At 63.2% G+C, this 19,813-nt stretch carries 14 protein-coding genes and 2 riboswitches; of the genes, 8 read left to right on the plus strand and 6 right to left on the minus strand.

Annotated elements, in window-relative coordinates:
- Positions 1 to 91: 91 nt before the first annotated feature.
- Both JGZ97_RS12295 and JGZ97_RS12300 read right to left on the minus strand, forming a co-directional pair.
- Positions 92 to 1,450 (minus strand): DUF1329 domain-containing protein, encoded by a 1,359-nt coding sequence (locus tag JGZ97_RS12295; RefSeq protein ID WP_207062928.1) that lies wholly within the window; start codon positions 1,448 to 1,450, stop codon positions 92 to 94.
- 29 nt (positions 1,451 to 1,479) lie between these two features.
- Entirely contained in the window at positions 1,480 to 3,420 is a 1,941-nt protein-coding gene (locus JGZ97_RS12300; protein WP_207062929.1) for a DUF1302 domain-containing protein, read from the minus strand.
- A 410-nt stretch (positions 3,421 to 3,830) separates the two neighbouring features.
- Between JGZ97_RS12300 and JGZ97_RS12305 the strand changes: the two genes are divergently transcribed.
- From JGZ97_RS12305 to JGZ97_RS12330, 6 genes are all read left to right on the plus strand, one after another.
- Positions 3,831 to 5,651 (plus strand): SLC13 family permease, encoded by a 1,821-nt coding sequence (locus JGZ97_RS12305; protein ID WP_207062930.1) that lies wholly within the window; start codon positions 3,831 to 3,833, stop codon positions 5,649 to 5,651.
- A gap of 151 nt (positions 5,652 to 5,802) precedes the next feature.
- On the plus strand, positions 5,803 to 6,687 hold the full coding sequence (locus JGZ97_RS12310; RefSeq protein ID WP_207062931.1) for a cobalamin-binding protein: 885 nt from the start codon (positions 5,803 to 5,805) through the stop codon (positions 6,685 to 6,687).
- The gene (locus JGZ97_RS12315) at positions 6,684 to 7,673 is read left to right on the plus strand and encodes an iron ABC transporter permease (RefSeq protein WP_207062932.1); all 990 of its coding nucleotides are present in this window, start codon (positions 6,684 to 6,686) and stop codon (positions 7,671 to 7,673) included. The genes JGZ97_RS12310 and JGZ97_RS12315 overlap by 4 nt, the downstream gene beginning before the upstream one ends.
- Positions 7,670 to 8,437 (plus strand): ABC transporter ATP-binding protein, encoded by a 768-nt coding sequence (locus tag JGZ97_RS12320; protein ID WP_207062933.1) that lies wholly within the window; start codon positions 7,670 to 7,672, stop codon positions 8,435 to 8,437. Before JGZ97_RS12315 ends, JGZ97_RS12320 begins: the two co-directional genes overlap by 4 nt.
- A 62-nt stretch (positions 8,438 to 8,499) precedes the next feature.
- Positions 8,500 to 8,710: riboswitch (cobalamin riboswitch) on the plus strand.
- 108 nt (positions 8,711 to 8,818) lie between these two features.
- Positions 8,819 to 9,024, plus strand: a riboswitch (cobalamin riboswitch).
- A gap of 94 nt (positions 9,025 to 9,118) precedes the next feature.
- Positions 9,119 to 10,948, plus strand: a complete 1,830-nt coding sequence (locus JGZ97_RS12325; protein ID WP_207062934.1) for a TonB-dependent receptor domain-containing protein — start codon at positions 9,119 to 9,121, stop codon at positions 10,946 to 10,948.
- A gap of 2 nt (positions 10,949 to 10,950) precedes the next feature.
- Complete coding sequence (locus tag JGZ97_RS12330; RefSeq protein WP_207062935.1) at positions 10,951 to 11,805, plus strand: energy transducer TonB; 855 nt, start codon at positions 10,951 to 10,953, stop codon at positions 11,803 to 11,805.
- Positions 11,806 to 11,887: 82 nt separating this feature from the next.
- On the opposite strand, the gene JGZ97_RS12335 is transcribed toward JGZ97_RS12330, so the two are convergent.
- Complete coding sequence (locus tag JGZ97_RS12335) at positions 11,888 to 12,814, minus strand: GGDEF domain-containing protein (RefSeq protein ID WP_207062936.1); 927 nt, start codon at positions 12,812 to 12,814, stop codon at positions 11,888 to 11,890.
- 214 nt (positions 12,815 to 13,028) lie between these two features.
- On the minus strand, positions 13,029 to 13,730 hold the full coding sequence (locus tag JGZ97_RS12340) for a dienelactone hydrolase family protein (protein WP_370584052.1): 702 nt from the start codon (positions 13,728 to 13,730) through the stop codon (positions 13,029 to 13,031).
- A 187-nt stretch (positions 13,731 to 13,917) separates the two neighbouring features.
- Here JGZ97_RS12340 and JGZ97_RS12345 point away from each other — a divergent pair, with 187 nt between their 5' ends.
- Positions 13,918 to 15,174 (plus strand): MFS transporter, encoded by a 1,257-nt coding sequence (locus JGZ97_RS12345; RefSeq protein WP_207062938.1) that lies wholly within the window; start codon positions 13,918 to 13,920, stop codon positions 15,172 to 15,174.
- Between the two features lie 93 nt (positions 15,175 to 15,267).
- Here the strand turns inward: JGZ97_RS12345 and JGZ97_RS12350 are convergent, their stop codons facing one another.
- Together JGZ97_RS12350 and JGZ97_RS12355 are read right to left on the minus strand one after the other, a co-directional pair.
- Positions 15,268 to 15,726 carry a DUF2750 domain-containing protein gene (locus JGZ97_RS12350; protein ID WP_207062939.1) on the minus strand — a complete coding sequence of 153 codons (459 nt, stop codon included), beginning with the start codon at positions 15,724 to 15,726 and terminating at the stop codon, positions 15,268 to 15,270.
- Positions 15,727 to 15,879: 153 nt separating this feature from the next.
- Complete coding sequence (locus JGZ97_RS12355; protein ID WP_207062940.1) at positions 15,880 to 16,332, minus strand: MaoC family dehydratase; 453 nt, start codon at positions 16,330 to 16,332, stop codon at positions 15,880 to 15,882.
- A gap of 173 nt (positions 16,333 to 16,505) precedes the next feature.
- Between JGZ97_RS12355 and JGZ97_RS12360 the strand changes: the two genes are divergently transcribed.
- Positions 16,506 to 19,802, plus strand: coding sequence for a mechanosensitive ion channel domain-containing protein (locus JGZ97_RS12360; RefSeq protein ID WP_207062941.1), 3,297 nt, complete (start codon positions 16,506 to 16,508; stop codon positions 19,800 to 19,802).
- Positions 19,803 to 19,813: the final 11 nt, after the last annotated feature.

The following is a 19,813-nucleotide window of genomic DNA, read 5'->3' on the forward strand; positions in this document are numbered from 1 at the left end:
GCAGCAGCAGATCTAAAGACCTACCGGCAACATACTCCCGCTCTCCAGCGGGGTCAAGACGCCGGCCACCGGCCGGCGTCTTGGTGGCGCCTCAGCGGCGTCCGGAACGACGGATGGCCGCAGCAGTGAACTGGCCCCGGTCAAAGGGCTGACCGAAGGTGAAGCCCTCCTCCTCGTTGGTCAGGCTGCCCACCAGGTAACGCCCGGCCTGGAGGTCATGCAGCACCTCCGCCGCCAGCCAGGGCACCTTGGCGTCCCGGTACTGGAATTCGTGAGCCTCGCCCACCCGCCACAGCTCGCCGCGCGCATCGTAGTGATCGGCGACGGCGATCTGCCAAGTGTCCTCATCCACGTAGAAGCGACGTTTGTGGTAGATATGACGCTCACCCTCCTTAAGCGTAGCCTCCACCACCCAGACCCGGTGCAGCTCATAGCGCAAATGGTCGGGGTTGAGGTGCCCGGGCTGCAGAATATCACCGTAGCTGAGGTCCCGGGAATTGAGGGCAAAGCTGTTATAGGGAATAAACAACTCCTTTTTGCCCACCAGATTCCACTCGTAACGGTCGGGCGCGCCGTTGTACATATCCAGGTTGTCGGCGGTCCGCAGCCCTTCAGAGGCGGTACCGGGGGCGTCGTAGGCGATCTGGGGCGCGCGGCGCACCCGGCGCTGGCCGGCATTGTATTGCCAGGCCAGGCGCGCCTGCTTCACCTGGTTAAGGGTCTCGTGGATCAGCAGCACGTTGCCGGTCAAACGCGCCGGCGCCAGCACCTGCTGGGTAAAGTAGCTGAGGATGTTGTCATCCTTTTCCGCGTCCCGCCCCCCCTTGAGGTAGTCGGGCCAGCTTACCCGCTCGAGAAACTGCACCGGGGTGTAGTCGCCGTTGCGGTGCACCGGGACCTGCACCAGGGTGCGCTCCACTGATCCCCCGCGATAACGGGTGATGTGATTCCACACCACTTCCAGGCCGCTGCTAGGCATGGGGAAAGGCACCGCTTCCTGGTAACTGGAGATGCCGTTACCGCTATCCACCAGCTCAGAGGTGGTGGCGTTGGCACGGGCGGCGTCATAGACCTTTTGCGGGTAGGCAGCCGTGCGGTGAGTGGGGTAGACCGGAATCCGGTAGGTATCGGGGTAACGCTTGAGCAGCGCCACCTGGCCGGGACTCAGGTTGTCGGCGTACTGGTCCACGTTGGCGGCGGTAATCACAAAACGCGGTTTCTCATCCGCATAGGGATTCTGGTAGCGGTCACCGGTGTAGTCAGCGCTCATTCCTCCCTCCCAGGAAGGAATGGTGCCCTCGGCGTTACCGGCCTGGGTGGCGCCCACCGGGGTCAAGGTTGTCCCCAGGGCCTGGGCCTCCTGTTCGGAGACCGCGGCCTGTACGGCGCCGGTGGCGAGCAGCCCGGCCAGCAGCAGCGGAAGCGGGGCGCGAAGGGTTTTTAAACTCATATTCTGCTTATCCTCTTGGCCTGCGGGCGTTAAAACGAGACGCCCAGGGAGGCGGAAAGAAAGTCCCGGTCACGAATGGGATTAAAGTCGCCGCCGCTGAAACGGGTGTAGGAGATTCCGGCGGTGTAGGTGTTGAGATAGCTGGCATCCAGCGCCAGGCTCAGGGCCTTGCTGCCTTCGTTGAACCCGGTGGAAGCGGGCGAATACCCGTCCACGTCGTGGGACCAGCCGATGCTGGGCTTGAGGTTAATGCCGGCAAAGACGTCGTTGTAATTGAACACGGCGCGGGCCCGGTAGCCCCAGGAGTTGGCGGTAACAAAGCCGTCGCTTCCTGCCTGCCCGAATTCACTGGCACGACCGTAACGAATGGCGCCCGCTTCATCTGCCTCGTCAAAACTGTGCACATGATTGAACGCGACCTCGCCCACCAGTGCCAGGCGACTGGCTCCCAGTACCCGGTCGATAAAGTGAATCGCCGTCACCTGGGCCTGGGTCACGTCAAAGCGATCATAGCCGCGGACGACTGTGCCATTGGCGTCGCCACTAGCCAAAGTCTGGGCATTAGCGGCCTGCACTCTGCCATTGACTGGGTTACCGGTCTGGGTTCCTGCAGTCAAGATGGCGCCTACTAAGTCCGCACCGTTGATCTGGAAAGGCACGTCCCGATGGTGACTGACCTCACCGGAAACCGCCACCACGCCAACGTTGGTCGAGAAACTGAGCCCCAGCGCCTGAACATCCTCCGGATACTCGGTGAAATAGACCGGATTCTGACCCAGCAAATTGTTCGGGACAAAAGGCGCCGGGCTGGACTCGGGAACGCCGTTGAAGTCGAAGTCTCCCGCCAGCTGGTTAAAGCCGGTAGAAATACCGCTCGCCACCGGGGTGCGGCTGTGATAGTTCAGGAAGTAAAAGCCAAACTCGGTAAAGTTGAGCTCCTCGGCGAAGTAGCGGAACGCAAGGCCATACTGACCCTCGTCATCGGCTTCGCGAATTCCGTCCTCGGCGCGATCGACAAAGAAGCCGCTTCCGAGAGCCCCGGCATCACTGGTAGCCGCCAACAGGGCGGGGATCTGCGGGTTGGTAGGATCCACTGCCGCCAGCTGCGCGGCCGTTTGGGCCGCCACCGCCCCCAGGGTCAAGCGATCGCACCCCTCGGGCACGTAATCGAGGGTAGAAAAGTAAGTGCCGCAGCCATCCAGCACGGTTTTCTCAAACTGCAGTTGGTAGAAGGCCTCAACGCTCAGGGAGTCGGTGATCCCCAGGTTGCCGAACAGCATGTTGGAGGGCAGCAACCCTTCCTTGATCTCGGCGCCGGGGCGGCGAAACGCGGCCACATCGACTGGGTTGAGGGAGCTGATACCGCCGCGAACAAAGGTACTTTCACCCCAGTTCACCACCTGGCGCCCCAGACGCACGCTCAGGGGTTTTTCGGCAACCTCGAAATCACCGTAGACGAAGGCATCCAGGATTTCCGCGCCTGAGAACTTGGCGTAATCGTTGAAGGTGTCGTCGTCCAGGGACGCACCGCGGTCGTAGCCGTTGGCGACATGCCCCCAGGGACGGTCGCCGTCCTTGAGTTCAAAGTCGTACCAGTACTTGCCGCGCCCGAAGAAGCCGAGGTTACGGTAGGTCAGTTCCAGATCGTGAACGCCTTTAAAGACCTTGGTAAAGGCATCCCCGTCATCGAAATTCAGATTGCCGTCATCGTTGACGCCGTTGCTTAGCAGGTTGCCGTCGTTGAAGGCGGATATCAGGTCAGGGTCACGATCCTCCATCCGCCAGCTGGCGCCGATCGAAAGCTGCGAGTCCAGCCGTCCCTCTACCTCGCCAAGATTGAATTCCAAGGCCTGCACGGGGCCGCAAGAGAGGGTGACGACCATGCCTGCAACGGGCAGCGCAGGCTTTTTCAGCTTGCGCAATACCGAACCGCTGCAAGGACCAGCCGCACGATTTGTAATTATCGCCATGCTTATCCTCAATTTTCTTATTGTTCCAAGCGCCAACAAGGCGCTCGTTAACTGCAAACATCGGCTTTATAAAGCCTTTTGACCGGAAACCAGACCGACGCCGCTGCGTTGACTTTAACGACCGCCTCAGCAGCAATACCCGACTCTGACTTCGATAAAAGCCACTTGTTCAAGGCACATCTTTCATCCAGCCCCGACATTGTTCAATAACAAATTTTAACCAAAAAGGGTGACAAATACGTTCAGCCGAGCGCAAAGTACAGGCTTTCTTGCCAAAGATCAAAGGGAAGCGAGTGCACGGGAAAAGGGCCGGGTTCCGACTACCATTTTAGCGTTGAATATGCGATAAACCGCGCCTTTTGTTCCTGCGCTTCAAGGCAAAGCGCCACCAGCCGATCAGGGAGTCCGCCGTGACCGCAGAGATCCTTTTTGTTTTTGGCCTGCTGGCCGTCACCATTATCCTTTTCATCTCCGACAAGATCCGCATGGATATCGTTGCCCTGATGGTGGTGGTCTCCCTGGCGCTCTCCGGCGTGATCACACCGGCCGAGACGGTTTCGGGCTTTGGCCAGTCGATTGTGGTGATGATTGCCGGCCTCTTTATCGTCGGTGAGGCCCTGTTCAGAACCGGCGTGGCCGCCGCCGTGGGTAACTGGATGCTGCGGGTCGGCGGCACCGGTGAAACCCGGCTGTTGATGTTCCTGATTCCAGTCGTCGCCGGTCTCTCCGCGTTTATGAGCTCCACCGGTGCGGTGGCGCTCTTCATTCCCATTATCCTCAGCATGTCCCGCAAGTCGGGCCTGCACCCCTCGCGGCTGCTGATGCCCCTGGCCTTCGCATCGCTCATCGGCGGTATGCTGACACTGATCGGCACGCCGCCCAACATCGTGGTCAGCGAACAGATGCAGCGCGCCGGTTTTGGCCCCTTTGCCTTTTTCGATTTCACCCTGATCGGCGGCGCGATCCTGGTGGTCGGAACCCTGTACCTGATATTCGTTGCCCGGCACCTCTTGCCCAAAGGCGAAGCCCGGGACCCGGACAACCCCCACCCCCACCTGCGCGATTTCGCCGAGCGCTACGGCAACGCGGACCGTCTGCACAAGCTGGAAATTTCCCTGGGTTCAGGGCTGATCGGCAAGACCGTTGCCGAGGCCGGACTGCGCACCCATTATGAAGTCACAGTCTTCGGCATCCAGCGCAAGGGGCGCCTTATCTCCTCGCTGATGCCGGTGCTGGCGGAGACCCGCATGCAGCTCGGAGATGTGCTGCTGGCCTACGGGGAAAACGACGATATCGAGCGCCTGCGCAGCGAACAGCGGGTACGCAAACTGGGTTTCCCGGAACAGGAGATCAGCGATTTGGAGCAGGAGTTCGGCGTGGCAGAGGTCATGCTGAGGCGCAACTCCGGGCTGATCGGCCAGACACTTAAAGAGGGACGTTTTCGCGAGCGCTTCAACCTCAGCGTCATCGGCGTCAGGCGCAACAATGAACCCCTGCAGACCGAATTCAACGGCACCCCCCTGGCCTTCGGCGACACCCTGCTGCTGGCCGGCGGTTGGCGCTACCTGGAAGAGCTGGATAAAAAGCGCGACTTCGTGGTACTGGAAACCCCTGCCGAGATGAGCGACATCCCCTCCCGGCGCGAACGGGCCCCCGTCGCCCTGGCCATTATGGCCCTGATGCTGGTGGCGATGGTGTCTGGGGTACTCAGCAGCCTCAGCGCCATCCTGCTGGCGGCGCTGGCGATGATCCTGACCCGCTGCGTGACCATGGAAGAGTCCTATCGCTCCCTCAACGGGCCCAGCCTGATCCTGATTGCCGGCATGCTCCCCCTGGCCCTGGCGATGAAAAAGAGCGGCGCCTTGGAGCTGATCGTCGATGGCTTGATCGGCGGCCTGGGGGACAGCGGCCCGCTGCTGCTGTGCGCAAGCCTTTTCGTGTTCACATCGGTGTTCAGCCAGTTTATTTCCAACACGGCCACCACCGTGCTGGTGGCCCCAATCGCCCTCGCTGCCGCCCAAGGCCTGGGGCTGAACCCGCAGCCCTTTATGATGACCGTGGCGCTCGCGGCGTCTACGGCCTTCTCCACCCCCATCGCCAGCCCCGTCAACACCCTGGTGCTGGCCCCGGGCAACTACCGCTTTATCGACTTCGTCAAAGTCGGCCTGCCCCTGCAGCTGCTGGCCATGGTGATTACCCTGACCCTGGTACCCTGGGTTTTCCCGTTCTAAGACCGAGGGCCAAGGTCGCTGTTTCGAATACGCGACGCCGGGCAGGCCTGACCCCGAGGCAAGCCACGAACAAGGTTGCAGCCTCTCGAGGGGTTGCAACCTGGCGGTGCTATGTGAAGATAGGCGCGACCTGAACCCCGGAGTAACCGACTTGGCACCGCCCTACCTGCTAGCTTTCTTTCTCCTGTTAGGGAGCGCATTTACCCACGCCGAACCGGTCTCGACCATCGATGACCTGGGCAGAACGATTACCCTGCCGGCACCGGCCCAACGCATCGTCAGCCTCGCTCCCAATATCACCGAGCTGCTGTTCAGCGCGGGCGCAGGCGAGCGGCTGGTAGGCACCGTCAGTTACAGCAATTACCCACCCGCCGCGCAGGACATCCCCCGGGTGGGTGGGCCTTCGCAGGTCGACCTGGAGGCACTCCTGGCCACCCGCCCCGACCTGGTGGTGGCTTGGAAGACGGGGAACCCCGCCCGCGCGCTTGCGCAGATTGAGCGGCTGGGGCTGCCGCTGTACCTTGCCGAGCCCGCCACCCTGGAGCAGATAGCCAGCAATGTGGAACGCCTCGGTTCCCTGGCCGGCACCGCCCCGACGGCTGCCCGCGAAGCCGCGCGTTTTCGCGCCAGGCTGCGAACACTCACCCGCCCGCCCGGCTCACGAGCCCCGGTGCGGGTCTTCTACCAGATCTGGCACGAACCGCTGATGACGATCAACGGCGACCACCTGATCAGCCACCTGATCGAGAGGTGCGGCGGCATCAACGTATTCGCCGGGCTGGAGCAGATCTCCCCGACCCTGACCCTTGAGGCGGTACTCACGGCCAACCCGGAACTGATCATCGCCAGCGGCGGCGCGAAAGAGCGCCCGGAGTGGCTGGACAACTGGCGCCGCTGGCCGCACCTCAGCGCGGTTGCCAACGACGCCCTGCACGTTGTGCCGGCAGACCTTCTGGAACGTCAGAGCCTGCGAGTAGTGGAGGGGGCGGAGCGATTGTGCCGGCACATCGACGCCGTCCGCCCCGACGTCCGATGAAAACGCCACAACGCCTGCTGTTTCTGACCGCACTGCTGTGCCTGTGCCTGCTGAGTTTGGTGGCTGCGCTGGCGTTGGGTAGCTTCAACATCCCCCTTGAGCAGGTGCTTTCGGTGCTCGGCGGCAAGAGCCCGGGGCTCGCCGGCGACGTGATTCTGGAACTGCGCCTGCCGCGGGCACTCAGCGCCCTGGTGGTGGGCGCGGAACTGGGACTTGCCGGCTGTCTGATGCAGGTACTGCTGCGCAACCCCCTGGCCGACCCTTACGTGCTCGGGGTTTCCGGCGGCGCGTCCGTCGGCGCCCTGCTGGCCATGAGCGCAGGACTGGGTAGTTGGGCGATGTCGGGAAGCGCACTGCTCGGCGCTTTGGTTAACCTGCTGCTGGTGTTTGGCCTCGCCCGGGGGCGCGGCAGCTGGTCCCCCACCCGCCTGCTGCTCACCGGCGTGGTCTGCGCCTCCGGCTGGGGGGCGATGATCAGCTTTTTGCTGGCGACCAGCGAAGACAGCAGCCTGCGGGGCATGCTGTTCTGGTTGATGGGGGATTTGAGCCATGCCGGCATGCCCGGCTGGGAGCTGCCGTTACTGGGCATCGCCCTGGCCCTGGCATGGATCCTGGCCCGACCCCTGAACCTGATGCTGCGGGGAGAGCAGCAGGCCCTGGCCCTTGGTGTGCCGATCTACCCCCTGCAACTGCTGCTCTACCTGCTGGCGTCCGTACTGACCGCCGCCGCCGTCACCCGGGCCGGGAGCATCGGTTTCCTGGGGCTGGTGGTGCCGCACATTCTGCGCCTGGTGGCCGGTTCCGACCACCGCCTGCTCCTGCCCGCCTCTGCCCTGGCCGGGGGCGCCCTGCTGCTGCTGGCCGACACCCTGGCCCGCACGCTGCTGGCGCCCCAGCAACTGCCGGTGGGGGTGGTCACCGCCCTGCTGGGCGTACCCCTGTTTCTGCTGGTTCTGCATCGCAGTACCCGGGGCGGTGCCCTGTGAGCCTGCTTAGCACCCGGGGGCTGAACATCGCCATCGGCGGGCGCTCCCTGTGCCGCGACCTCAACCTGGAACTGAAACCCGGGGAAGTCTGGGGACTGCTGGGCGCCAACGGCAGCGGCAAGAGCACCCTGCTCCATACGCTGGCGGGACTGCGCCCGGCAAGCGCGGGCTCAGTGACACTCAGCTCCAGCAGGCTCGATCGCCTCAGCCGACGCCGCTGTGCCCAGCAGCTGGGGCTACTGCTGCAGGACGAGACCGGCGGTTTTCCCGCCACGGTCATGGAAACCGTGCTCCAGGGGCGCCACCCCCACCTGAATCTCTGGCAATGGGAGGGCGAGGAGGACCTCGCCCTGGCCCGGCAGGCGTTGCAACAGGTCGGACTCACTGCGTGCGCCGAGCGGCGCCTGGATCAACTCTCCGGCGGCGAGCGTCAACGCTTACGCATCGCCACCCTGCTGGTGCAGGCCCCCCGGGTATGGCTGCTGGACGAGCCCACCAATCACCTGGACCTGCATCACCAGATTCAGATGCTCGAGCTGCTGGTGGCACAAGCCCGGGAAACCGATGGCACCCTGATGATGAGCCTGCACGATCTGAACCTCGCCGCCCGCTTTTGCGACCGCTTGATCCTGCTCTTTCCCGGCGCTGAGCCGAAGCAAGGGCGGGCTGAAGAACTGCTGGTTCCCGAGACGTTGAGCGCGCTCTACAGCCACCCGATCCGCCGCCTTGAGACCGGTGCAGGCCCGGTTTTTATCCCCGCCTGAACCCGCCAGTCGCCCGGCACACGCTTGACATCCATCCTGTTGAGGATTAGCTTTGCGGCCTCAATCAAGATTCACCTGCTGGTGCTCCCTCGGGAGATAATCGGGAAGTTGGTGCGGCCCACGCCAAGTCCAACACTGCCCCCGCAACGGTAAACGAGCGAAGGTCATCCCTTCGCGGTTCGACTCGGCCACTGTGCAAGAACATGGGAAGGCGTCGAACCGGGTATCAACCACTCGTAAGTCCGGAGACCGGCCCGCAGGCAGACGTCCGCAAGGACGCAGCTCCAGACATGCGGGCGGCATGTTAAGGTGCAGCTACGTGCCCCGGCACAGACCTCGCCTTACCCTCCCCCTCTTTCTGCGCTGCTCCACGCCTGTCTTGAGCGAAATGGCCATGCTGGTGCTCCCTCGGGAGATAATCGGGAAGCCGGTGCGCATTTGCTGCAATCCCGGCGCTGCCCCCGCAACGGTAAACGAGCACGACGATCTGATCGTCAGTTGAAACGACGCCACTGAGACACTCGGGAAGGCCCGTTTCGCAGTTACGCTCGTGAGCCCGGAGACCGGCCCGCATGACCACCAGGCGCCCAAGCGCCTGATCGTCGCGCGCCGGCCGGGCCAGCCCCGCCGTCGCCCTATGCAATCCAACGTGCGCGGGTGTGCACACGGGAGAAATTCAAGATGTCACCGATTCGTTACGGCCTGCCCCTGGCCGCTTTTTTTGCCCTGCCTTTGCCGCTCAAAGCGGCCGAAGAGCTCTCCTCCACCAAAGTTCAGCCGGTCGTTGTCACGGCCACCCGCCTGGCCCAGACCATTGACCAGGCACTGGCCCCGGTCACCGTGATCGATCGTCAGCAGATCGAACAGAGCCCGGCGCGGGATCTGCCCGCCCTGCTGCACCTGCAGCCCGGCATCGACCTTTCGCGCAGCGGTGGCCTCGGATCCAACGCCAGCGTCTTTGTCCGCGGCGCCAACGCCAACCAGGTGCTGGTGCTGGTGGACGGGGTCCGGGTAGGATCGGCGACCTTGGGCCAGGCAGCCTTCAACGACATCCCCCTGGACCAGATTGAGCGGGTGGAGATCGTCCGTGGACCACGCTCCAGCCTGTACGGCTCCGACGCCATTGGCGGCGTTATACAGATCTTCACCCGCCGCGGGCAAACAGGGTTCCAGCAGCACGCTGGCATCGCCTACGGAACCCACGACACCCAGCGCCTGCGGGCAGGGCTGAGCGGCGGTGACAGCTTCCAGCGCTTCAGCCTCGACCTGGGCCACTTAGAGACCGACGGCATCGACGCCCAGGTCGGCAGCAACCCCGATAAGGACGGTTATCGCAACACCAATGTTTCGGCCTCCTACCAGCACTCGCTCACCCAGGATCTGGAGCTGGACCTGAGCCTGCTGCGAACCGACAGTGAAGTCGAAGTCGATAGCTTCATCGCCACCGACGCGGTAACCAACGAGGGCCAGCAGCAGGTGCTCAACGGCGTCCTGCGCTACGCCGCCAACGCCGAGCTGGACATCAAGCTCAGCGCCAGCGAAAGCCGGGACGAAATGCGCGAACTGACCAACGGCACCGGCACGGGACGCTTCGATACCCGCACCCGCCAGTACGAGCTGACCGCCGACCACTACCTGGACGACAGCCAGATCATCACCCTGGGCGCAGCCCATACCGACCAGCAGATCGACAGCAGCAGCGACTACGCCGAGGATGAACGCGATATCAACGCAGTTTTCGGTCAATGGCAAAACCGCTGGGACAGACTTGAGCTGCTGCTGGGACTGCGCTCCGACGACCATGACAGCTTTGGCCGGGAAAACACCGGCAATATCAACGCCGCCTACCACCTTGGCGACCACCGCAAGCTGCTGGCCTCGTACGGAACCGCCTTCCACGCCCCGACGTTCAACGATCTCTACTTTCCCAGCTCCGCTTTCGGGGCGGGCAACCCGGCCCTGGCGCCGGAGGAGTCCGACTCTTGGGAGCTGGGCTATGAATACAACGCCCAGGGACAGCGTTACGCGGCACGCGCCTTCCGTACCCGTATCGACAACCTGATCATCTGGCAGGACCAGGGCGGTTTCTTCTTCATGCCCGAAAATGTCGGCCAAGCCAAGATCGACGGCCTCGAGCTGGAGTGGGACAAGCGTTTCCAGAACTGGTCAGTGCGCGCCAGCGCCACCTTGCTGGATGCTCGCGATGGTGCCACCGACAAGGTGCTGCCCAACCGCGCCGAACGCACCCTGAGCGTAGGGGTCGGCCACCAGCGGGACCGGCTCTCTGCCGAACTGAACCTGCTCGCCCAAGGCCACCGTTACAGTGACGCGGCCAACAGCAACCGACTGGCCGGCTACGGGATTACCAACCTGCGGCTGGGTTATGATCTGGGGCAGCAGTGGCGTCTCTCGGCGCAGGTCAACAATCTCTTCGACAAGGACTACACCACCAACAGCGGCTTTAATAACCTGGGTCGCACCCTGCTGGTGGGTATCGATTACGGGATCTGAGGATGGAAAAGGCCACGGCCCGGAGCCTGCCTTCTGCCACCATGGGGCCAGCGCTGCTGTTGTCGCTGGCCGCCCATGCGTTGCTGCTGGGCTGGCTGTTCGTCCCCGAGCCCCCGCCCCCGGGCAAGGGCCGGGGGACGCTGCAGCTTGAGCTCGTGGCCCGACCCAAACCTGCCACCCCCACTGCCACGGACCAGACGCTGGCGCCGCTGGAGCCCGGCCATACCGAGCAACGAAGGCCGAGCCCGACGAGGCCTGCGCCGGCCCCGACGATGACCGACAGCGCCAGGGCGAACACCGTAGCGCGCAAGCCCCGCCCCGTTGTCGACGACCGTCCAAGCCCTGCCCAGCGGCCCCGGGTCTCACGCCCGCCGGCCCGTGAAATCACAGCAGTGGCGCCAATCCAACAACCGCTTAAGAGCCCTATCAAGTCGCCGGCTGAAGCGCCCCCCCCCCGGTCGCCAACGCTGCCTCCGGCAGCGGCTCAAACTGCGCAGCACGCCTCACCTGCGGCGAGCGCTCCGCAATTGGCTGCACCGAAAGCCGCGCCCCAGCCCCGGGAGAACTCGACACAGGCCGTGCACCAGGCACGACAGAAGCTCGCGCAAGCCCTGGCCGGTCATTTCAGCTACCCCATCAAGGCCCGGCGTAAGCACTGGGAAGGCGAGGTGATCCTGCGAGTCACCCTGGCCCGGAACGGTCGCATCGGTGCGGCGCGGGTGGATCGAAGCTCCGGGTATCCGCTGCTGGACCAGGCGGCACTGGCCAGCCTGCAGAAGGTCGAACATTTAACCGGGCTGACCCTGGCCCGGGACATTGAGCTGTTGCTCCCGGTGGTTTACCGCCTCAAGGGCTGACGCACTGAGAGCACTGAGAGCACTGAAAAACGCAGGCAACGCCGCTGCAGAGTTCCCCTGACCGCCCGATCCCCGCACACCGTTAACCGCAGGCGCTGGCCGGCAGATCACGCACGCAGTCTTCCTCCCGCCGCAGAACCACATCCAGCGCCGACTCGGCGCCAGCAAGCAAGCGTGCCCCGCGACAACCCGGCCCCGCCACCACCAACACCCCCACGGTGGCAGTAAGACCAAGCACCTCGCCGGCCGCCAGGGTCAGGTCGAAGTTGCCAACCAGGCGATGCAGCGCTTCCCCTTCAGCTCGAGCCCGATCAGCCGCAGCCCCCGGCAGGATCAGGGCAAAACGGCCATCTCGAATGCGGGCCAGACGGTCCGGCGGCGCATAACGCTCCCTGATGCGCTCAACCAAGGCGACCACCAGCGCATCAGCGGCCGCCCGTCCCTGCTGCTCAGCCAACGAGGCCAGATGATCAAGTTCGATCAGCAGTAGACTGAATGGCTCATCAAAGCGCGCGTGCCTAGCCAACTGGTCATCCAGCCACTCCAGGAACCGGGCCCGGCCCATCAGGCCGCTCAGGCGATCCTGACTGCTGAGGTGTTCAAGCTCCTCTTCCAGCCGGGGGCGCTCGGATACGTCGCGAATCAGCGCGGTCATCTCGCACCCCTCGGGGGTCGGGATCTTGGCGATGGATATTTCACAGGGAAACTCAGAACCATCCGAGCGCGCGCCCATCACCGGAGCACGGGCATACATCGGACGGGCTGGAATTTCTGAATCGAGAAAGGATCGCACGTAACCCGGGTGCAAATCGCAAAACCGGGACGGCAACAGGGTATGCAGGGAGTTGCCGACCAGGTCCGCCGTTGAGTAGCGGAACATGGTCAACAGGGCCTGGTTGACCCAGAGGATCTCCTGCCGCTCGTTGATCACCACCACCGCCTCGTCGACATTGTTGACGATGGTTTCAAAGCGGCCGCCCTGTGGGTAACTAGGTAGGTCAACGGACATGGCCGAACTCCGTAATCGTACTGTCACAATACCCGACAACAGGACTAAGAATAGGCCAGGGCGAACGCCGGGACCACTCCCCGTCGAAAACCCAGCCGGATGGGCACCGGGGGGATGCCCCGTTCCAACACCCGGCTGAGGTTAGGCCGAACGCGACTACGGGGCGGGGCGCTGCGAGCGCCGCCCCACCCCACTTTTTAAGGTCACTGTCCGGCTATTGCGAGAGCTGCTGGGCGAGGAAACGGGAAAAACTGGCCCAGGAGCGCTGATCCGCGTCTTCGCGATAGCGATCTGAACCGAAGACCGTAAACGCATGAGGAGCGCCGCCGTAGGTGATCATCTCGTGAGAAATCCCGGCGGCCTCCAGTTCCTTGGCCAGGGTAACGTAGTCGTCGAGCGTGATGGCGGTATCAGCCGAGCCGTGCATCACCAGAAGCGGCGCCTTGGTGGCGCTGTAGTCCTGCCCTTCGGGGGTTTTCAAGCCGCCGTGGAAGGTGGCAAAGCCTTTCAGCGGGGCTCCTGCCCGGGCCCACTCCAGAACGGCGGCACCGCCAAAACAGTAACCGGCGGCCAGTGCATTATCGATGTTCGCACCCTGCTCCTTGGCGGTTTGCAGGGCGCCGTCCATCAACGCCCGCATCTTCTCGCGGTCCTTGTAGAGCTCGCCGGTGTGCTGACGCTTATCGGCCACTTCCGTGGGACGCACACCGGCGCCGAACAGGTCGGCGGCGAAAACGGCGTAGCCCATATCCGCGAGCATCTCCGCCCGCTTGACTTCATAGTCGGTCAAGCCGTCCCAGTCGTGAATCAGGATTACCAGGGGCGCACTGCTGCCGGGGCTGGTGTAGTAGCCCTGGTAATCTTCCCCATCGACCTGGTAAAGCACGTCACTGCCCGCCCAAACCGAAGCAGCCACACTTAATCCGATAACAGCACTGATTAATCTCAACATTTGCCATTCCTCTGTTTGCCTGTGCTGTTTCAGTCTAGCCCCCAGAATTCGAGCCGCCGCAAGAAAAACGCCAATTTCACGCCAGGAAAGAGTCCATTCCCGGTCTGTGATATCCTCGGCCCCATTCAACAGCCAGCCGGTAGCCCGCTTCATGCAACAGCCCCCCCGCGCCGTTCACTACGCCTGGATCATGGTACTGGCCGGCGTACTCACCCTGTTTGCCTGCCTGGGGCTGGGCCGCTTCGCGCTGGGCATGCTGTTGCCGGCCATGGGCAGCGACCTTTCACTGAGCTACGCCGAGATGGGTTTTATCAGCACCGGCAACTTTACCGGCTACCTGATCGCAGTGGTGATCAGCGGCCACCTGAGCCGTCGCCTGGGCGCCCGCGCCACTATTTTCTGGGCCCTGCTGACGGTAGGCCTCTCCATGCTGATGGTTAGCCTCAGCACTCACTTTGCCGCCCTCCTGCTGCTCTACACCCTTACCGGCATCGGCTCGGGCGCGGCCAACATTCCGGTAATGGGGCTCGTCGCCCACTGGTTTGCCCCCCGCTACCGGGGACGGGCAGCGGGCAGCATGATCATGGGCAACGGCTTGGGGATCGCTGCCAGCGGCGGGCTGATTCCGGAATTAGCCCCGGTCGCCGGATTCGAGGCTTGGCGCCTGGGGTGGGGGCTGTTCGGCTTGGCGGTGGTGGCCATCAGTTTTGTCTGCCTGCTGTTACTGCGCAACCACCCCCGGGAGCTGGGGCTCGAACCTCTGGGGGTGGATGAACACACCCCGCCATCCCCTGCCCAGGATGACACCAAGCCCATCGACCGCCGTTTTGTCGTCCACCTGGGCAGCATCTACTTCCTGTTCGGATTCACCTACGTGATCTACCTGACCTTTATCGTCACCGCCCTGATCAACGACTACGGTTTTGAACCACGTGAAGCGGGCCGGTTCTGGGTGCTGGTCGGCCTGATCAGCCTGATCTCGGGGCCGCTGTTCGGCACCCTCTCCGACAAACTGGGGCGACGCTGGGGCATGGGACTGGTGTTTGGCTGTCAGACGATCGCCTACCTGCTCGCCGCTACCGGACTGGGCAGTACCGGGCTGCTCCTGTCGATCGGCCTCTTCGGGATCTCGGCCTTTGCCATCCCCGCCATCATGGCCGCGACGCTGAGCGACCGCCTGCCGGCGGCACAGGCGGCGATCTGGTTCGGTTACATCACCCTGTTCTTCGCCGTCGGCCAGTTGTCGGGGCCCAGCCTCGCCGGCCTGCTGGCCGAGTGGACCGGGGGCTTTGAGGGCAGTTTTCTGCTGGCGGCAGGCCTGACCTGCACAGCCATCCTCCTGACGGCGACACTCGCCCTGCACGGGAACAGGCCCGGCGCCTCGACCCCGGCCAGCGCTGGGCGCTAAGCGCCTATCGGCCCATAACCGGGCCGCAGGTCAACCGGCTTGGCGGTTTTCCCCCGCCGATCACCGGACGGTTCAACACAAGCGCCGGCCTTTTCAGGGAGCCTCCTGTTCCGCGGTGGCCTCCGGGAACAGCCGCTTGCCAAGCTCCACGGGTTCGATCTCCAGCCCCTCCAGCTCCTTTGTCCAGCCGGGTCCTGCCAGGGTCCCATCCTCGGCCATCTCCACCAGCCACTGGTCGAGGAAAGTCTCGAGGTCAATCGCCACCGGCTCGTTGTCGGCCCAGGCATCACAACACTGCTGGCGCGCCTCGGCCTCCTCCGCCCAAAAAGGAATCACATCCGTGTCCTCGAACTCTTCGGAGTCGCAGACCACCCAGCCTACCTCGGATTTCAATCCCCAGACCCGGCCACTGGCGCGAACAGCCGTGACAAAGTCTTCGTAGTTTTGTTGCAGTTGCTCAAGGGTCGGGCTCATGGACGCGGTCTCCGGAGTCGGTATCAAGGCCGAGCGATAGGCGCCCCCGCAGGCCAAGGTGACGAAGGGCGTCGGCATTTTAACGATGCTTGGCTGATAAAATAGCAGCCTTGGTTCTACCCGGCCCGCGAGTTCTTACTGGCCGGCGCCCCTTGTCTTCGTCGCATGACCCTGTGCGCGCTAGCGGTGAGCCCCCCCCTATCTGCAGAAGCCGCACAAACTATGGCCGCGCTAGGCGGGACGGCGACTGAGGAGGTGGTTGATGATGTAGCTCAGCACCGGATCGCCGTGCTGGTTGACGGCCTCATAGCGCAGCCGCAGGATACCCCGCTCGGGCTTGGAGCGCGAGGGGTTCACTTCCAACACCTCCACCCGAGTGTGCAGCGTATCCCCGGGGCGCACCGGCGCCAGCCAACGCAACTCGTCAATGCCCGGTGACCCCAGGCTGCACTTAGCCAGAAGACCACTCTGGATGAAGAGTCGAAAGCTCAGGGAGAGAGTCTGGAAACCACTGGCAATCAGGCCACCGTAGAGGGACTCGCCGGCAGCGTTGACATCCAGGTGAAAAGCCTGGGGGTCGTACTTCATGGCAAAGTCGATCACTTCACTCTCGGTCAAGGTGATGCCGGGCGTCGTAAAGCGCTCGCCCACGGAAAAATCGTCCAGGTAACGGTTTTCACTCATGCGCTAACTCCTTAGGCGATGTCACCGGCCCGTAAACCAGGGCCTCAGCGCTCCATTTAGACAGCCCGGCGCTAAAAACTCAACTGGACGATCACCGGTATCAGCAGGCCGGCCCGCAGGAGGGCGCCTATACTCAAGCCGTTTGCAGCGACCGGGCGGCGATTATTTTGCGCATGCTTCAGAGACATTTGCTGGTGCCCTTCACATACAAAGCGCTGTTTATCCGGGCTGTGTTTCTTCTGTTTTTAACAAGCCCATCCCTCGGCGCCGAGGGGTTCTATGATCGCTCTTCCATCAACGCCCTTACCGATGCAGTTCGCGAGTCACCTGATTTGGCTGAGGACGAGCGGGCAGAACTGCAGGTCAAATTGAAAGAAGCAACCTCCTTCCTGCAAGCCGCGGAAAGTTATACCCGGGAGGCTCAGGACTATCGAGACGCGCTCGAAAACGGAAAATCGGAAGTAGCGGAGCTGGAGGCGAAAACCCAGGCGGAAAACGCAGCCCCCACAGATCTGGAGTCACTCGTGGGCTCCTCCCCTTCCTTGCAAGCGCTCGAAGCAGAGATAAAAATTCTGGAATCTGAGCAGCGCGCTGTCGCCGAGCAGCGGGACCAGTTACTCGCCACTATTTCCGAGGTAGGCCGGCCAACCAGTGGCGCGCAGGCAGAACTGACCGAGGTGAAGCAGACGCTGGCTAACCTGCCACCGGCCACCCAGTCCCCGAGCCTTGCCGACAAGGTCACCAGCGCGGTAACCGATACCCACCGCCAGGCCCTTGTGGCAAAACAGAAATTGCTCGAGCTGAGGCTGCGCGCTTCCCCGGATTTGGAAGCGGTTCGCAATGCCCGCTTGACCTACCTGGAAGCGGCGTTTCTGCGCTTACAAGGGCAACTCGCCGTGCTGAGAGACGCGGCAACGGCAGCGCGTGTTGAGCGCATCGAGGAAGAGGCGGCCAGTACCCGTCAACTCGCTCAAGGCCTTGGACAGCGGCATTCGGAGCTGACCGTGTATGCCGAACGCAATATCGACCTGGCCAAGGAGCAGCGTCGGCTCACCGGCCAAATCGCCAGCGTTCGCGAGAACCTCTCCTTTACGCGGGAGGGGTTACGTGCGCTGGAAGAGGACCGTGCCCTCACCCAGCGGCGGCTCGAGGTGGCGGGCCTGGAGGCAGAGCTCGGCGACGTGATGCAACAGCGCCTCTCCAGCCTGCCCAGCCCACAGCGAATGACCAACGCCACCGAATCCCGTAATCGCCTGATCGTGGAGATCTCGGTTGCGTCGATTCAACACGATGAGGAGCTCCACGCGATGGCGGCCCATGACCGCTACCGGGAACAGGCGTTCCCCGGCTATCAAGACTGGGAACCGGATGCACGCACCGCCATGGAGACACTGATCAACCAGCGCCGCGGTCTTCTGACAGCCACCACGCGGGCGGAAAATACCCTGCTGCGGATGCTGGTCGACAGCAACGAAGCCGCCGAGGCGCTACAGAAGTCCATTCGCGACTATGAGAAGTTCCTCACCGGCAACCTGCTCTGGATCAGCAACTACAACTACCTGAGCCCGACCCAGCTCGTGGCGCAGCTGCGAGAATTGTTGAGCCTTCGTACTCGCCCCCCTCTGTTACTGGAAATACCGGCTGCGCTCGCCACGCCAAAATCCATCGTGCTTATCCTTTTCCTTGCGCTGTGCGTTGCCATCCGGCCCCGGGTGGCAACGATGCACCACCAGCTCTTTGGCGGCCCGCTTAGGCCCCGGGACGAGCACGTACGGCTTATCTTCAAAGGTCTTTTGCTGAGCGCGATACTCTCCGTTCCCTTGGCGCTGACTCTCTATCTCGCGGGTGACACCTTGCTTAACGCCGCCGGGACTTCTCCCCAGGGGGCCGCCATCGGTCATGGTCTCAAGATGGCAGCGGTGCTGATTTTTCTGTTCACCCTGCTGCGCAAACTCTCTTCGCGACTGGGGCTGGGGCGCCGGTTGCTGAAGTGGAACAGCAGCAAGCTTAATGCGCTGCGCCACGACCTGAGATGGGCCGACCCCCTGATCGTATTGGCGGTGTTTTTTTCAGCATCCGCAACGCACCTCTCCGCCACCGACCAGGGCAACGCCCTGGGTGCGGCCGCGACGCTGATCGTGGCGCTGAGCCTGCACTTCTACTTCGTCCGTGCGCTGAAAACCGGGTTGTACACCAGCGACCGCCTGGCACGGGTTTTATTTCAGGTGGGGGTGGCGCTGTCCCTGGCCATTGTCGTCATGCATTTAACCGGGCACCTGTTCGCCGCTCACCTCTACTTGCGCACCCTCGGCATCTCGATCGTTGCCGTGCTGGCGGTCTTGCTGAGTACAAGCATCCTGAAGCGGGTGCTGGTCATCTACCGGGCCCGGCTCCAGCGCAAGGCCCAAAAAGAGCTGCGTAACGCCGAGCAGCCCGAAGAGGCCCAGGCGGATGAGGTCGAGGACCTTGAGACCCTCGCCTCCCTCTCGGATGCCCACCGCCAGCTCCTGAGCCTGTCGAGGATCCTGGGACTCGGCCTGGTCCTTTGGTTCATTTGGGAAGAGACCCTGCCCGCGCTGCGCCTGCTCTACGAAGTCAAACTCTGGTCGGTGACCGACAGCAGCCTGCCGGAGGGGCAGCTGCGTGACATCTCACTGGCGACGCTCATCATCGCCGGGACGATAATCGCCATCACCTTCCTGGTGACCAAACATCTACCGCCTCTGGTCAAGGTGCTTTTAATGGAATGGAGCAACGTCAGCATTGGCGGACGTTACGCGACCGGGGTGATTCTGCAGTACATCACCATCGGCATCGGCGCCACGCTGAGCCTGTCCCTGCTGGGCTGGGAGTGGTCGAAACTACAGTGGCTGGTGGCGGCCCTGGGCGTGGGAATAGGCTTTGGCCTGCAGGAGATCGTCGCGAACTTTATCAGCGGGCTGATTCTGCTGTTCGAACGACCCATACGCCCCGGGGACATCATCACGGTTTCCGGTCACGACGGGACCGTTTCCGAAATCAACCCCCGCGCCACCATCATCGAGTCGTTTGAAGGCAAGGAGCTGATGATCCCCAACAAGGAGCTCATCACCGGAACGGTCATCAACTGGTCGCTGTCGAGCTCCCGCTTGCGGGTCGTCATCGCCGTCGGGGTCGCCTACGGCAGCGACGTGAAAAAGGCCATGGAGATCCTGGTGGCGGTGGCCCGGGACCACCCCTCGGTGGTTGCAGATCCGGCCCCCATGGCTACGTTCGAAGAGTTCGGGGATAACGCGCTCACCCTCTGGCTGCGCTGCTTCGCCGAACAGGATTACCTGCGCATCTGGAGCGAGCTGAGAACGGAAATCAACGAGCGCTTTAATGCGGCGGGAATCACGATGGCCTTCCCGCAGCGGGACGTGCACCTGGACGCCAACGCCCCGATTCCCGTCACCCTGGTAGACCGGCAGGTTCAGAAAAACCCGGACTGACTGACCATGCA

It is taken from the genome of Motiliproteus sp. SC1-56, from assembly GCF_017309075.1.
Lineage (GTDB): Bacteria > Pseudomonadota > Gammaproteobacteria > Pseudomonadales > Balneatricaceae > Motiliproteus.